The following is a 14,832-nucleotide window of genomic DNA, read 5'->3' as shown; positions in this document are numbered from 1 at the left end:
GCCCACCCGGGGGCCCGCACCGATCCGAAGGGGCGCATGATCATGATTGGCACGTGGCAGGCACTGGTCATCGACTGCGAGAATCCCGATGCGTTGGCGGCCTTTTACGAGCAGCTGCTGGGCATGGTGCGGGTGACGAACGAGGACGAATGGGTCAGCATCGGGGATGCACCGGACCGGCCGGCGATCGCCTTCCAGCGCGTCGACCCCTACGTGGCGCCCGAATGGCCGGGCCACCTGCATCCCCAGCAGGCCCACATCGACGTGAAGGTCAAGGACCTCGACCTGGCCGAGACGGAGGTCCTGTCGCTGGGTGCCACGTCGATGGCGGCCGGCTCGAAGACCTTCCGGGTCTACCTGGACCCGCAGCGCCACCCGTTCTGCCTGGTCAGCTGGTAGGCGCCCGGGGCGGCACCGGTGCCTCGCCGTGCGGCGCCTCGCCGCCTGCGGGGAGCGTCGAGCGGGCCACCAGCGCCGCCTGCAAACGGGAGGTGACCTCCAGCTTGGCCAGCACCCGGGACACGTGGGTCTTCACTGTCGTTTCGCTGATCCCCAGGCGCCGGCCGATGCTGTGGTTGCCGTGCCCCGCACCGAGTTCGCGCAGCACCTCCAGCTCGCGCTCGGTCAGCACCTCCCGCGGGTCGATGCGCGGGGCTGCGGCAGGCTCCGGGGAGCGTGATTCCAGGGCTGCGCGCACCAGCACGGCGGCGACCTCGGGGGCAATGACGGTCTCCCCGTTCAGCACCGACTCCAGCGCGGCGATGATGCGCCGCGGGTCGGCGGTCTTGAGCAGGAACCCCCGGGCCCCGGCCTCGAGGGCGCCGAAGAGGTGCTCGTCGCCGTCGAACGTTGTCAGCACCAGCACCCGCGAGAGCCGGCGTCCGCTGATCTGCCGGGTCGCCTCGACCCCGTCTAGCACCGGCATGCGAAGGTCCATGAGCACGATGTCGGGGCGCAACGCCGCGGCCATCGCGACGGCGGCGGCCCCGTTCTCCGCCTCGCCCAGCACCGTGAAACCGGGGGCGGACTCGATGACCATCCGCAGCCCCATCCTGATCGCCGCATGGTCATCGACCAGCAGCACCCCGGCGGGTACCGGCGCGCCCGGCGCGGTGCCGGCGTTCACCTCTCCGCCAACGGCAGGAGCATGTTCAGGGTGAACCTGTCGCCGCTGGCCCCCGCGGTGAAAAACCCTCCCAGCTCGCTGCTGCGCGCGTGCATGCTGCGCAACCCGGTGCCGGTGCCGGAGGACGGCCGTCCTGCCGGTTCCGTCCCGCTGTTGCCGGCCAGGGGATTGGCGGCGGTGAACACCACCGAGCCGTCGCTGGCCGCCAGGCCCAGTTCGAGTTCTCCGTGCGGGGCATGCTTGGAAAAATTGACCAGCGATTCATTCACTGCCCGGTACAACGTGGCCTGCAGCGCGGAGGCCAGCCCCGACCCGGCGTCGGCAAGGTCGTTGCTGTACTTCACGCGCAACCCGGTGCCGGTGAAGGTCTCGATGAGCGCCGGCACGTCGGCCAGCGTTCCCGCCGGTGCCAGCGGTGCCCCGCGGTGCAGCATCCGGACCATGGTGTTCAGTTCCTCGATGCCCCGCACGCTTTGCGCCCGGATTTCCTCCATGGCCCGGGCATTCAGCGCCGTGTCGCCCGGGGCGTTCAATGCCGCCCCGCTGTGCAGGGCGATGGCGGCCAGCCGTGCCGAGAGCACGTCATGGACCTCGCGCGCCATCACGGTGCGCTCCGCGGCGAGCGCCATCTCGTGCTCGACCGCCTGGGCCGCGGCCCGCGCCGCCGCCGCCTCGGCAACAGCCGCGGCCGTCTGGGCCTCGCTGGCGGCCAGGTCGCGGGCCTTGCGGACGTTGCCCGCCCACTCGGCGGGCATCAGCAGCGTCATGCCCACCACCAGGCCGATCGTCACGCTGATGGCGGCGGAGCCGGTGACGAAGTACATCACCACCACCAGCAGGCCGGTCAGCACCAGGGCCCCGTGTTCCGCAAGCCGCGAGACCCGGGGCCCTGCCAGCAACACCAGGGAGAAGACTGCCTCGAAGATCAGGAAGAACCCGCCGCTGCTGCCCAGCAACAGGAGCGCCAGGCCGGATGCTGCAATCAGCGATGCAAACACCGGGACGTTCAGCCGGCGCAGGAAGATCGACAGGCAGCCGATGGCCAACGGCACGGGCCACCACTGGGCGTGGTCGCGGAATCCCCAGTTGTTGGAGCCTGCCAGGGCCAGTGCATGCAACAGCCAGGTGAGACCCGCGTAGCTCAGGGCAGGGGCAAGGTCCTCCAGTCGGATCCTTCCCCAGGGAGCCGGCCTGGAGGCCCGGCTCGGGAATGTAGTGGCAAACACCCCTTTATCGTGCTTCCTTGCCGCGGCAAAGCCAAGGGCGGCACACCGGAGTCCTCCAAAGGTATGACGCCGCATGCGACCGATGCCCGACGCGCGTTCCCGGGATGCGCGGCACCCTTGAACCATGATGATTGGAACCACCGGAATGCTGCTTACCCTCGGCCTGCTGGCCCTGGTCGACGCGACGAGCATCGGCACGCTGGTGATCCCGCTGTGGCTGGCGCTGCGCTCCCGGCAGCGCCGAGAGCTCCGGGGCGCGGTCCTGTATCTCGGGGTCGTAGGCGCGTTCTACCTGGTGGTCGGGCTGCTTGTCCTCGCCGGGGCCTCCCGGCTGCAGGAAGCCCTCTCCGGGGACCTGTTCAACGCACCCGTATTGCGCTGGGCGGCGCTGGCTGTCGGTGCGGGCATGTTCGCCTGGGTGGTTGTCACCCCGGTGGCCAAGTCCCACCAGGCGCCCGGGGGTTTGCCCCGCGCGGCCCGGTCAGGGATAGCGGCGTTCGGCAGCGCGGAACCCGTCGGTGGGGAGGCCTCCCGCAGTGCCGGCACATCCGGTGAAGGTGCAACCGGTGAACCTGCCGGTGCGGAACCCTCCGAAGGCCGGTGGCGTGGCCGCATCGACCGCGCGCTGTCCAGCCGAGTGGGCATCGTGGTGCTGGGGCTGAGCGCCGGGCTGCTGGAGCTTCCCACCATGCTTCCCTACGTGGGCGCCATCGGACTGCTGACGCAGAGCGGGCTCGCCGTGCCGGCCCAGGCGGGCCTGCTGGTTGCATACTGCCTGGTGATGGTCATCCCGGGATTGACGGTCATTGGGTTGCGCGCGGTGGCAGGGCAGCGCATGCAGCGCGCGTTGGCGGCGCTGTCCGGAAAGCTGGCCAGGATCTCGGGGGAGTCGGTGGCCTGGATCGTGGGGATCGTTGGATTCCTTTTGGTTCGGTCCTCCTTGGGTTTCCTTTTCCCCGGCGCCGGATGGAACCCCTTTGCCTAGGCGCAGGTATGCAGGCACGGGGTCGATGGCTGTGGAATCCCACCTGCTGGAACCAACTTTCCCGTAAGCATGGCCTGCCCCAAAGACACGCTGTAGCCTGAACGCAGTGATCGTCGGGCTTGGGGGCCGTGGCGGAGCATCCACGGCTGGTCTGGGGGAAAAGTGCTGAACAAGAAGCTGTTGCTGTGGGCGCTTGGCGTCATCGTCTTCATGGTGGGGGCGACCGTGGCCTTCAACCTCGCTGCGCGCTCGCCGGTGACGGTGACGGCGGCCAACGAAGGGGTGCCGGGCCCTTCAACCAGCCAGGGCCCGGCGCCCAACGAAGCAGAAGCCCCGACGGAGAGCGCCTCCGGGCCTGGTACCTCGTCGGGTCCCGCCCGAGAGACCTCCGCGGCCCCAACGAGTGCGGAGAAAACACCCACCGGTGGACCCTCGGCCTCGGCCATCGAAAAGCCACGGCTCGAGGTCCCCGCCAGCCCGAAGGCGAGCAGCTCCACGCTGCCGAAGTCCGTGGAGCGGGCACCGGCGATCTCGGGGAAGGTACCCAAGGACGGCAGTGCCACGGGCGAACTGACACCGGGATTCCCCACCACGGCATTGCCCATCCCCGCGGGGGCGCACATCGTCGACTCCTCCGTGGGAACCCAGAAACGCAATGTCCAGGCGGCAGCCAATTTCCGGACCAACCTGAGCAGGGAAAAGGTCCTGGCCTTCTATGAAACCGCGGCAGCCAAACAGGGATGGCTTGCCACCCGGGGCACTGCGGCGGACGGGGCAGCAAACATCACGATCGGCTATGGCAAGGACTCCGTGGTGGCAACGGTTCGCACCGCAGCGACGGGCGCGACCTTCGTGGCGGCCTTCGGCAGCTTCGTCGTCGGGCCATAGCGTGGCGAAGCGAACCCTGCCCATGGTGCTGACCGGTTTGGTGCTGGCGGCGGCCCTCGTCGCGGTCGCCTTAGCAGCCACCTCGTTCGCGGGGTTCATCCAGCGAGACCAGGAACCCGCCGCTGCTGCCCAGGAGGACCCCGCCGGGGTCTCACGGATCCCGATGTCAGACGCGGTGGTGTTCAGGGATACCGGGGCCACCGGGGACTACGGCAAGGTGGCATGGGTGCCCTTGGGCGCCCCGCGCGGGCAACGGACCACCACGGGCCTGTCGTGCGACAGGGTGTACCGCACCGGCGGAATGCTCTCGTGCCTGAGCGTGACCCGCGGCATGAACACCAGCTACGCCTCGTCCGCCTACGGGGTCGGCGGGGAGCGGCTCGCAGCCGGCGTGCTGCCGGGGGAACCCAGCAGGACCAGGGTCTCGTCGACCGGAATGGTCGGGACGACATCGTTCATCACCGGGGAGTCCTACGACCAAGTCGGGTTCTCCACCCAAACCACCATCGCAACGCCCGGAGGCAAGGACTACGGAAACCTGCAGGACTTCACGATCAAGATCGGCGAACAGGTGCTCACCGCCGAGGACCGGAACGTCTGGGGCGTCACCTTCGGCAAGGACGGCAACACGTTTTACGCGACAGCCGCCTCAGGGAAACAGACCTGGCTAGTGCGCGGTTCCCTGGCCGATCGCACGATGGTCGCTGTGGGGGAGAACGCAGAATGCCCGTCACTGTCGCCGAACGGCAAGCTTGTGGCATTCAAGAAACGCCGCGACGATTCGAAGCCCGCACACTGGGACATTGCAGTGCTCGATGTTGCCAAGGGGACCGAACAGGTCTACCCGTTGGAGTCCGGCTTTGACGACCAGCTGGAATGGCTGGACTCCTCGACCTTGCTCTTCGGCCAGGCACGCGCCGACAACCCGGGCGATGCCGACATCTACTCCATGAGGCTCGAGGCCGGTGCGTCCCCGCAGCTGTTCATCGAGCACGCCTGGTCGCCGTCGGTCCAACGCTGACGCTGCCCGGTTCTGGCTGCGGGTGGCCCCTCAACCGGCAACCAGGTGGTGCCGCCCGGGCCCTGCAGAGGGGGCGACCCGGCAGGCGGTTCTTCGCTCCGCGGATCGTTGGCGGCGAAACCGCAGGCCTTCGGCCCGGACCTTGGCCGTGGCCCCGCAGCGCGGCCGTGGCGCGAACGCATGCCAGGAATCCCGCGGCGGTCCCCGGTGCCCCGCAAGCGCAAGGAAAGGCGCTATCGCCTGCTGCCGTTGCCCGGGTTCGGGTGTAGTGGCAACAAGCGATAGCGCGCACCCATGAGCTTCGGTGGCGGTCCGGCACCGGGGGCTGCTGGGCCGCCACCCGATGCCCGCTACTTCGTGTAGATGAGGTCCACGAAGTAGTTGGTGTTCAACCGGGTCGATACCGGCATGGTGCCGCCCGAACCGTACCTGTAGCGGCCGTTGCTCGTGGAGGCAGTGAGCACCCCGTCGGTGAACGGACTGGCGAAGAACAACGCCGTGGTGGAGACGCGCCCCTTGGGCGCCAAGTAGGACACCGTGTAGGTCCCGGCGGCCAGGTTCAGGGGAACCGCAAAGTTTGCGCTTTGCCATCCGCTGGCCGTTTCCCCGGTGAATGTCACCGTCCCCAGGGCAGTGCCCGACGAGTTCCAGATGGTTCCCTTGTGGGTTCCGGTGTTCGCGCTCGACTTGTAGAACCTCACGCCCACGGCCTTGATCGGTACCTTGGTGCTGAAGCGGAGGCCTACCTCGATCGACCTGCTATCCAGCGAATCCGAAACCAGCGGCAGCGTGGAGCCGAAAAGGTTCGTTGGAGTCGGCGTGGGCGTTGGAGTTGGGGTCGGAGCTGGAGTTGGAGTTGGCGTGGGCGTGGGCGTGGGCGTTGGAGTTGAGGTCGGAGTTGGAGTCGGGGTTGGGGTCGGCGTGGGCGTTGGAGTCGGAGTTGGGGTCGGTGTCGGCGATTGGGGTGCCGTTGCCTCGCTGAAGACCAGGTCCACGAAGTAGTTGGTGTTTCCCCAGGTATTCGACGGGGCCACGTTGCCGGCCCCGTAGGCGTACAGGCCATTGCTCCCGACCGTGGTGAGCGGTCCAACGGTACGCGGGTTGGCGAAGTCCCCCGAGGTAAAGCCGTAGCCACCGTTGGGTGCGAGATACGAAACTATGAACGTCGTATTGGCACTGATCCGAACCGGAGCAGCCAGCACGGCGGTCTGCCATCCCGTGCTGCTCTCGTTGGTGAACGTCACCGTCCCCAGCAAGGTGCCGGTTTCAGTCCAGAGCGACCCCGTATGCGTGCCGGTGTTCAGGCTTCCCTTGTAGAAGCGGATCGCAGATACATCGATGTCCGTGGTGGTCCGCAACCGCAACCCGAGTTCGACCGAAGCGGTGTCCGAGGGATCAAGGGAACCGGGAACACCGTTGCCGAGGAATGTCGAAGCGGCCCCGTCTGCCCTCAAGGTACTGAACGTCCAGGTTTGGTCGGCCAGGGCCGCACCTTGTGCCGAGCGGATGCCCTTGACCTCCACGGTCAGGGTCTTGCCCGCAGGCAGTCCGTTCGTCGGCGCAAAGGTCAGGGTCTTGGCATCCGACGACGTGGAGACGGTGCCGTCCACCGGTGTGGAACCGTCCTTCACGGTCAAGGTAGTTCCGGACGCCAGCGGTTGGCTGAACGACGCACCGACGGTCGTGGAGGTTCCCACGTCCGCGGCTCCTGCGGCCGGAGTGCGCGTGGTCAGCGTGATGGCCGACGCGGCACTGGGCGTGAACGAGATATCGACAAGGTAGCTGTTGGTGGTGCTGTTGTTGGGGAACCCCAGCGAATACGTGAAGGATCCCGAGCTGAAGTACGTATTGATGGGTCCGAAGCCCACCCCGTCGCCGAGGCCGCCGGGTGTACTCGAGTAGGTTCCGGGGGTCGTGTAGGCCACCGTGTACTCGGTGTTCGCGGAAACGGCCACGGGTGAACTGAACTTTGCGTACTGCCAACCTGAAGCGCTTTCGTTGGCGAAGGTGACAGAAGCCAGAAGCGTACCGGTCGAGGAGAACAGCTTTCCGGTGTGCGTCCCGTTGTTGCCGGCGGCCTTGTAGAACTTGACGCCGTCAACGCTGCCTGCAGCCTTGACGGCAAAACGCATGCCCAAGGTCAGGTCCGTGGCATCGTTGATCAGGTCGACGGTTGGAAGCGTCGAATCCTGGTACAGGCTGCAGGGGCAGGCGTCGGGAACCGCATCCGGTTTCACCGAGGTGAACGACCATGTTGAACCCGAGGCTATGGGGTTTCCGATCGCGTCCGTGGCGGCAACCGTTGCAGTGTATTTGGTGTCGTTTGCCAACGGTGCGTCAGGGGTGAAGGTGGCCTTGCGGGTGCTCTCCACGTAGCTGGTCGTGCCGGCGACGGAAGCCCCGGACTGGGTCTTGAGCGTGACCTGGACGCTGGAGGCAGTCACGGGCTTGGACAACGTGGCGGAAACCGTTGTGCCCAGACGAACGCTGGTTGCCGTGTTGAGGGGGCTTTGGCCGTAGGCGTTCAGGGCCGAGGCATCCTGGCTTTCGAAGATGGCATCGACGTAGTAGTTGCCCTGCTCAAAGCTGCTGGTCGGCATGTTCCCGTTGGTGTCGTAGACCCCGGCCGGGTCGGCACCGAAACCACCTGCCACGCGCAGCGGGTCCGCAGCGATGCCCGAATACGCCCACGCGTAGCCCTGCGCCGCATAGTGCCCCTTGCTTGTCGAGTAGGAAACCACGTACTCGGTGCCCGAGGCGACTTCCACCGGAGCGCTGAACCTGGCCTCCTGCCAGCCGCTGGCCGTTTCATTGACGAAGGTCACGGTTGCAAGTTTCTGGCCGGCCCGCGACCACAGGGTCCCGGTGTGCGTGCCGGTGTTGGCGGTGCTCTTGTAGAAGCGGACACCGGAGATGAAGCCGTTGGCGGACGGGGTGAACCTGAGCCCCAGCTCGACGGCGGAGCCGTCGCCCGAATCCGGGGTGGCAGGAGTGGTTTCGCCGAATACGCTGTACGGCCCGTCCACCGTGAGCGGGAGAACTGTCGCGGTGGACGGGTAGTTTGCGCTGTCGTCGACGGCACGGACCAGCAGGGCATCGGTCCCCATGCCCTGCTGCACGTAGCTGAAGGTCCAGCTGGTGGTGCCTTGTGCGGGACGCCAGTGGGCACCGGCATCGGTGGAGTATTCCACACCCGCCACGACGCCGCCGCCGGCATCGACGGCGGTTCCGGAGACGGTGTACTTCTTGCCGTTCTTCGGCGAACCCGGTGGCGGGGTCGAGACGTTGATGCTCGGTGCAGTGGTGTCGGTGGACGGGGTCGCCGGGACAAGTCCGTTCATGAGTGTCGCCGGCTGGGCGCCCATGTCAGCGAAGAGGTTCACCTGGGCTTGTTGCATGATGGGGTCGGCTGGGGCCCCGTCCCCGTCGTGGGTTTGGTCAAGTCCCCAGGTCCACTGGATCGTTCCCGCGGAGAAGACCAATGCCCCGCTGGAAGCCCGGTACAGGCTCAGGTGGTGCTTGGTGTTGCCGGGAGCCACCGTGTTGCCGAAGTCCTGGAGGTATTCGGGAACCGCGCCGGTTGTGGTGGAGAGGAAGATCTGGCCGGCGGGACGGAACCCGTTGTCCGGGGACTCGTCGGATTCGTAGCCCACGGTATGCGGGGCCAAGGCCCTGGTGGTGCCAGCAGCCAAGCCGGTCAGCGGGGTGTTGCGCCACAGCCGGTTCTTTCCTTCCTGGGAACTGACGGTCACGGGAAGGTCTCCGTTGTTGACCATGTACAGCGTTCCGGTGAGAGAGTTCTCGGGACGCCCCGCGCCCGAGCCGACGGAGGCGAAGCGCGGGTCGCGGGTCGTTCCGGTCCATTCCGTGCTGGGATCGATCTTGGCGTTGGACCAGGTTTCCTTGTAGCTGACCATGGTGCGGTATGCGGCTCCGTCGGTGGTGGAGGCCTCGTAGCGGGTCCGCCAGTAGGCTTCGTTGCCGGAAAGGAACTGAATGTTGACGCCCGCGTCACGGGCTTTTTCAAAGTTGTTCCACTGGTTTCCCGACCAGTACTCGTCGTGCCCGACGGACAGGGCCACCTTGTGGTTGGTCATCAGGTTGCCGCGACGATCGGCATCGACTCCGCTGAAGTAGCTGACGTCGTAGCCGTTGCGTTCCATGAACCTGACAAGGGGGTACTCGTTGCCGAAGTAGAAGTCCCGGGCCTCGATGCCGCCGCGGGTGTTGAACGGGCGGTTGTAGCTCAGCTTGTACGCGCGGCCGTTGGCGGCACCCTGGTAGAAGTCCGATCCTCCGTAGGTGTTGTAGGCATGCCAGGTAGGGTCGGAGGTCTGGAACAGGACGTCGGAATGGCTGGAATCGTCGCGGACGATGAAGGTGATGTGGCTCGAATCGTCCCTGTCCGACCGGTGCAGCTTGGCCACGTACACGCCTGAGACGGCGTCAGCCGGCACGTTCCAGCTCGCTGAAACACCCCAGTTGCCGCAGTCGACAAGTTCGGTCGCCACGTCGTTGCGGCATGCGGGCTGGGTCTGGGGGAGTGTGGCGCTTGGCGATACCGAGGCGATCTTGCGGGCGCCGAGGCCTTGATACCAGCCCGTGCGGTAGATGTCGATGGTGTACTCGCGTGCATTGGTGTCGATCTTGAAATAGATCCTCTGGCCCACGTTGACGCTGATGTCCGTGGCGAACCCCTGGATGCTGGCGTCGCCGGCGCCCTGGATGTCCCAGACGGAGGCATCGGTGCCGGGCTTGCTGTTTTCGCAGACGATCTTGTTCGAACCTGGTGCGCAGGGGTCTGCCGCCACCGAGCTCGGGGCGGTGAGGGTCACCGCCACCATCGCCAGCGAACACACCACTGCCCACCATCGTCGGGAATTCCTGTAGGCGGCCGGCCCTCGGCCAGGTCCGCGGCTCGTAAGCGACAGATGCCCGTGTGCATTGCGTGAGAACCCCGACGAGTGTTTCATGCGTTTCCCCAAAATTGTGAAGGTGCGGTCACCCGCACATACGGCCCCAACTACACGTAATCGGGTTCAATCTTGGGATGGGGCAATTAAGCTAACAAGCGTAATTCATACTCGGATTCGATACGTGCACCGCGGGTTTGAGAGAATGGATGCATGGAACCACTCGGCAGCAGCTCCGCCCCCGCGCAGGGCAAGAAAATCACCATCAACGCCTCCACGCTTTCACTGGCCGTCATGGTCACCATCTTCCTGGTCGCCGTGGTCTTCGCCGCGAACCAGAACGATGTCATCGGCTGGTTCGTCGTGGTGATCTCCCTCGGCTGGCTTCTGCTCTCCGCATTCCTGGTCTTCGGCCTCAAGCGCGGTGCCCGGAAGATGTCCGAGCAGCTCAAGGCCGCGACCGCGGCCGCTGCGGCCCGCGGCGGCGACCCCCAGCAGGCTCCCGTGGTCATCGACGAGGCTACCCGCAACCGGGACCTGAAGCTCGACCACTCCTTCAAGATCATCCAGGTCCAGACGAAGGTCGTGAACGAGTACCGCCACCAGGCCGGCGAGGAAGCCGCAGGCATGGTCGACCGAGCCCTCGAGACCATCGAGATCACTGCCTCGAACGCCCGCGACATGATGAAGCCGGCCAACCAGGGGGAACCGATGACCGGCGAGGTCATCGACTAACACGTGATCCGGGGCGACACCCCGGCCGTGCCCCGACACCTCGTACCAACTATCTGTAAGGTGGAATGCGTGATACCTACCTCCGAAGAGATCCTGGCCAAGTCCGACGGCGCGCTGCGTGTTGCCTCGGTGAACGTCAACGGCATCCGCGCAGCCTACAAGCGCAACATGGCCGACTGGATCGCTGCCCGCGACCTCGACGTCCTGTGCCTGCAGGAGGTCCGCGCACCCGACGCGATCCTGCGCGAACTCATCGGCGACGGCTGGCACATCCTGCACGCCGAGGCCCAGGACAAGGGCCGCGCCGGCGTCGCAGTGCTTTCCCGCACCGAGCCCGTGGCCACCCGCAACCACATCGGCGACGAGTACTTCGAGGCCACCGGCCGCTGGGTGGAGGCGGACTTCGAGCTTGCCGACGGCAAGGTCTTGACGATCGTCAGCGCCTACGTGCACTCGGGCGAGGTTGACACCCCCAAGCAGGTCGACAAGTTCCGCTTCCTCGACCGGATGGTCGACCACTTGCCGGCGCTGAAGGCCGAGAAGGACCACGTGCTGGTCGTCGGCGACCTGAATGTCGGCCACAAGACGCTGGACATCAAGAACTGGAAGGGCAACGTGAAGCGTTCGGGCTTCCTGCCCGAGGAACGCGCCTACTTCGACCGCTTCTTCGGCGAGGAGATCGGCTACAAGGACGTTGCACGCGAGCTGGCCGGCGAGGTCGACGGCCCCTTCACCTGGTGGTCGTGGCGGGGGCAGGCCTTCGTCAACGACACCGGATGGCGCATCGACTACCACATGGCCACCCCGGAACTTGCCTCCCTCGCGACCAAATCCGTCGTTGACCGCGCATCGAGCTACGACATGCGCTTCTCCGACCACGCACCGCTGGTCGTCGACTACCAGTTCTAAAGGATCCACCACCCCATGAGCGAAACCCTCGCCACCACCCGTCCCCGCGTACTTTCGGGCATGCAGCCCTCGGCGGACTCCCTGCACCTGGGCAACTACCTCGGTGCCCTTGTCAACTGGGTGAAGACCCAGGACGACCACGACGCGTTCTTCTTCATCCCCGACATGCACGCGATCACCGTGCCCCAGGACCCTGCCGACCTGCGCAAGCGCACCCGCTTCACAGCGGCGCAGTACATCGCCGGCGGCATCGACCTGGAGAAGTCCACGCTCTTCGTCCAGTCCCAGGTTCCCGAGCACGCCCAACTGGCCTGGGTCCTGAACTGCATCACCGGCTTCGGCGAGGCCAGCCGGATGACCCAGTTCAAGGACAAGAGCGCCAAGGGCGGCGCCGAGGCCTCCTCGGTGGGCCTTTTCACCTATCCGGTCCTGATGGCCGCGGACATCCTGCTCTACCAGCCGCAGGGCGTCCCGGTGGGCGACGACCAGCGCCAGCACGTGGAACTGGCCCGCGACCTGGCCAACCGCTTCAACCACCGCTTCGGCGAGACGTTCGTGGTGCCGGAGGCCATCATCAAGAAGGAAGGGGCCCGCATCTACGACCTGCAGAACCCGACCTCCAAGATGTCGAAGTCGGCCTCCAGCCCCAACGGCCTGATCAACGTGCTGGACGACCCCAAGGTCGTCGCCAAGCGCATCAAGTCGGCGGTGACCGATGCGGACACCGTGATCGCGCACGACCGTGCGAACAAGCCCGGCGTCACCAACCTGCTGGAAATCCTCTCCGGCGTCACCGGGACCCCGATTCCGACGCTGGTCGGCGAGTTCGACGGCAAGATGTACGGCCACCTGAAGGTCGCCGTAGCCGAGGCCGTGGTCGAGGCCCTGGCCCCTGTGCGCGCCCGGACCCTGGAGCTGCTTGAGGACCCCGCGGAACTGGACTCGATCCTCGCCGCCGGCGCACTCAAGGCCCGCGAGGTCGCCTCCAAGACGCTGGCCGACGTGTACGAGCGCGTGGGCTTCATGGCCCCGGTGGGCGGGATCTCCTAGCCATGGCCATCGGAACGGGGGAGCGGGCAGGCACCGGCGGCGTGGGATCCACGGCGCTGGGTGTCGTGATCGATATCCCCTCCCCGTTCCGGGACGCCCTGCGCGCCTGGCGCAGCACCTACGGCGGGGACGCCGCAGCGTTGGTGGAACCGCACATCACCCTGGTTTCCGGGTCGACGACGGACTGGGACGCCGCCGCAGCGCATGTCCGTGAGGTCGCTGCCTGCACCGCGCCCTTCCGGGTGCGCCTGCACGGCACGGGCACTTTCAGGCCGGTAGCCCCCGTGGTGTTCCTGAACGTCCGCGAGGGGACCGACGCCTGCACCGCCCTGCACGGCGCGCTGCTCCAGGGCCCGCTGGGCCACGACCTTGCCTATGCCTACCACCCGCACGTGACAATCGCGCACGAGGTGGACGACGAGCTCATGGATGCTGCGCAGGAGGACCTGCGCGATGAGTCGGTGGAGTTCGCCGTGGCTTCCATCGGACTCTTCGGACTCGACGAATCCGGGCAATGGTCACTGCGGGAGGAACTGGAACTTGGCGGACCGGGAGAGTAGCAAGGACAAGCTCCTGCGGATGATCACGGCGCCTGACGCCGAGGATCCCCGCATGCAAGACCCCGTGCCCGATCCGCTGGAGGCGGACCCCGATATCCCCGAAAAGGGAACCAGGGCCCCGGGCGTTGCCGCCCGGCCCTATGTCGGAGCCCCGCCGTTGCCGCCACCCAGCCCGCTGGATCCGCGTGCGCTGGCATCCTTCACCCGCCTCAAGACCCAGGAACTCTACGCAGCGCGCGCCGGCGGGTCCCTGTTCCAGCGCCTCGCGGCGTTCTTCAAAGTGGTGACGGCCAAGGTCAACGCCCTGTACCCCATGCGTGTCTGGAACCTCTATGCGCGACGGCGCGGACCGCTGCTGGCAGCCGGCGGCGCCTACCGTATGTTCTTCTCGATCGCCGCGATGCTTGTCGCCGGGTTCGCCGTGCTCGGCATGGTGGCCGCAGACAACCCGATCCTGCGCGACGGCATCATCGAGATCGTCGCCGCAAGCACGCCGGGCCTTATCGATACCGGAAACGGCGGGCTGGCCAAGCCCGAACAGCTCCTGGGCCTGGGCGGATTCGGCCTGACGCTTCTCATATCCCTCTCCGCTTTGGTCTTCACCTCCCTGGGGTGGCTGGCCGGGCTCCGGGAGGGCATCCGCATCATCCTGGGGTTGAACCGCGACAGGTCCAACCCCGTGGTCTCGAAGCTGCGGGACGCAATGCTGCTGCTGGTTCTGGCAGTGGCCCTGGTCGCCTCAAGCGTGTTGGCCATCGCGAGCTCGTCGATGATCGACTCGCTGGCAGAGCTGTTAAAGCTCGGCGGCGTGTGGACCAGCGCGCTGACGAAGATCGGCCTGGTGGTGGCGATGTTCGCCTTGGATTGCGCGACCGCATGGGTGCTGCTGCGCGTTGCCTCACGGGTCGTCATGATCCGCGGCGCCCTGTGGCCCGGAGTGCTTCTCGCCGGTGCCGGCGCCACCATATTGCGCTTCTTCTCCGCCATGCTTCTGTCCTCGCTGACCAACAACGTCCTGCTGGCACCGTTCGCCGTGATCCTCGGCCTGTTTGTCTGGTTCAACCTGCTGAGCCAGGCCTACCTGATTTCGGCGGCCCTGGTCGGCGTGCGTGCTGCGGACCTTAAGCGGGACCTCGCGACGACCACAAGCTAGCTTCGGCACCCGGGGGATGACTCGACGGTTGCCTGAGCCGTGCCGCGGTTTCTCCTTCCACCCCGCAGTTGTGTCCGAAAAGTGCCACGTCAAGAATGATTTTGGGGACGTCCTGCCACATCGGACCGATCTCGGATAGACTACGCACGAATGGTCCTTGGGGGACCTGCTGAATGCACCTTGGGGGGATGCATGCCAGATTTGTCGAGTCTTAAAGGGAAGCACGGGAGTACCCGGGCACCGGGGACCAAGGTCCGCCACGGGCA

At 66.5% G+C, this 14,832-nt stretch carries 12 protein-coding genes; 9 read left to right on the top strand and 3 right to left on the bottom strand.

Annotation, left to right across the window (positions count from 1 at the left end; all coding sequences use genetic code 11):
* Positions 1-42 precede the first annotated feature (42 nt).
* Entirely contained in the window at positions 43-399 is a 357-nt protein-coding gene (locus tag ACSYDW_RS09610; protein WP_438338506.1) for a VOC family protein, read from the top strand.
* Here ACSYDW_RS09610 and ACSYDW_RS09605 read toward each other — a convergent pair.
* Both ACSYDW_RS09605 and ACSYDW_RS09600 read right to left on the bottom strand, forming a co-directional pair.
* Positions 389-1,126, bottom strand: coding sequence for a response regulator (locus ACSYDW_RS09605; protein WP_438338505.1), 738 nt, complete (start codon positions 1,124-1,126; stop codon positions 389-391). The genes ACSYDW_RS09610 and ACSYDW_RS09605 overlap by 11 nt on opposite strands.
* Positions 1,123-2,352 (bottom strand): sensor histidine kinase, encoded by a 1,230-nt coding sequence (locus ACSYDW_RS09600; protein WP_438338504.1) that lies wholly within the window; start codon positions 2,350-2,352, stop codon positions 1,123-1,125. The genes ACSYDW_RS09605 and ACSYDW_RS09600 overlap by 4 nt, the downstream gene beginning before the upstream one ends.
* 145 nt (positions 2,353-2,497) lie before the next feature.
* On the opposite strand from ACSYDW_RS09600, the gene ACSYDW_RS09595 reads away from it, so the two are divergent.
* The 3 genes from ACSYDW_RS09595 to ACSYDW_RS09585 all read left to right on the top strand — a co-directional run bounded on the left by ACSYDW_RS09595 (position 2,498) and on the right by ACSYDW_RS09585 (position 5,246).
* Positions 2,498-3,337 carry a GAP family protein gene (locus tag ACSYDW_RS09595; RefSeq protein ID WP_438338503.1) on the top strand — a complete coding sequence of 280 codons (840 nt, stop codon included), beginning with the start codon at positions 2,498-2,500 and terminating at the stop codon, positions 3,335-3,337.
* 162 nt (positions 3,338-3,499) lie between these two features.
* Positions 3,500-4,225 (top strand): hypothetical protein, encoded by a 726-nt coding sequence (locus tag ACSYDW_RS09590; RefSeq protein WP_438338502.1) that lies wholly within the window; start codon positions 3,500-3,502, stop codon positions 4,223-4,225.
* Position 4,226: 1 nt separating this feature from the next.
* On the top strand, positions 4,227-5,246 hold the full coding sequence (locus ACSYDW_RS09585; protein ID WP_438338501.1) for a TolB-like translocation protein: 1,020 nt from the start codon (positions 4,227-4,229) through the stop codon (positions 5,244-5,246).
* A 350-nt stretch (positions 5,247-5,596) separates the two neighbouring features.
* On the opposite strand, the gene ACSYDW_RS09580 is transcribed toward ACSYDW_RS09585, so the two are convergent.
* Positions 5,597-10,081, bottom strand: coding sequence for a DUF4082 domain-containing protein (locus ACSYDW_RS09580; protein WP_438338500.1), 4,485 nt, complete (start codon positions 10,079-10,081; stop codon positions 5,597-5,599).
* Between the two features lie 291 nt (positions 10,082-10,372).
* Between ACSYDW_RS09580 and ACSYDW_RS09575 the strand changes: the two genes are divergently transcribed.
* The 5 genes from ACSYDW_RS09575 (at position 10,373) to ACSYDW_RS09555 (ending at position 14,566) form a co-directional block, all read left to right on the top strand.
* Positions 10,373-10,894 carry a hypothetical protein gene (locus ACSYDW_RS09575; protein WP_438338499.1) on the top strand — a complete coding sequence of 174 codons (522 nt, stop codon included), beginning with the start codon at positions 10,373-10,375 and terminating at the stop codon, positions 10,892-10,894.
* A 69-nt stretch (positions 10,895-10,963) separates the two neighbouring features.
* Positions 10,964-11,803, top strand: coding sequence for an exodeoxyribonuclease III (locus ACSYDW_RS09570; protein ID WP_438338498.1), 840 nt, complete (start codon positions 10,964-10,966; stop codon positions 11,801-11,803).
* A gap of 15 nt (positions 11,804-11,818) precedes the next feature.
* On the top strand, positions 11,819-12,853 hold the full coding sequence (trpS, locus tag ACSYDW_RS09565; RefSeq protein WP_438338497.1) for a tryptophan--tRNA ligase: 1,035 nt from the start codon (positions 11,819-11,821) through the stop codon (positions 12,851-12,853).
* 2 nt (positions 12,854-12,855) lie between these two features.
* Complete coding sequence (locus tag ACSYDW_RS09560) at positions 12,856-13,413, top strand: 2'-5' RNA ligase family protein (RefSeq protein ID WP_438338496.1); 558 nt, start codon at positions 12,856-12,858, stop codon at positions 13,411-13,413.
* 52 nt (positions 13,414-13,465) lie between these two features.
* On the top strand, positions 13,466-14,566 hold the full coding sequence (locus ACSYDW_RS09555) for a YihY/virulence factor BrkB family protein (RefSeq protein ID WP_438338495.1): 1,101 nt from the start codon (positions 13,466-13,468) through the stop codon (positions 14,564-14,566).
* Positions 14,567-14,832 lie beyond the last annotated feature (266 nt).

It is taken from the genome of Paeniglutamicibacter selenitireducens (assembly GCF_051550675.1).
In the GTDB taxonomy this organism is placed as follows: Bacteria; Actinomycetota; Actinomycetes; order Actinomycetales; family Micrococcaceae; genus Paeniglutamicibacter.
This window is presented reverse-complemented; position numbering and strand designations above follow the sequence as displayed.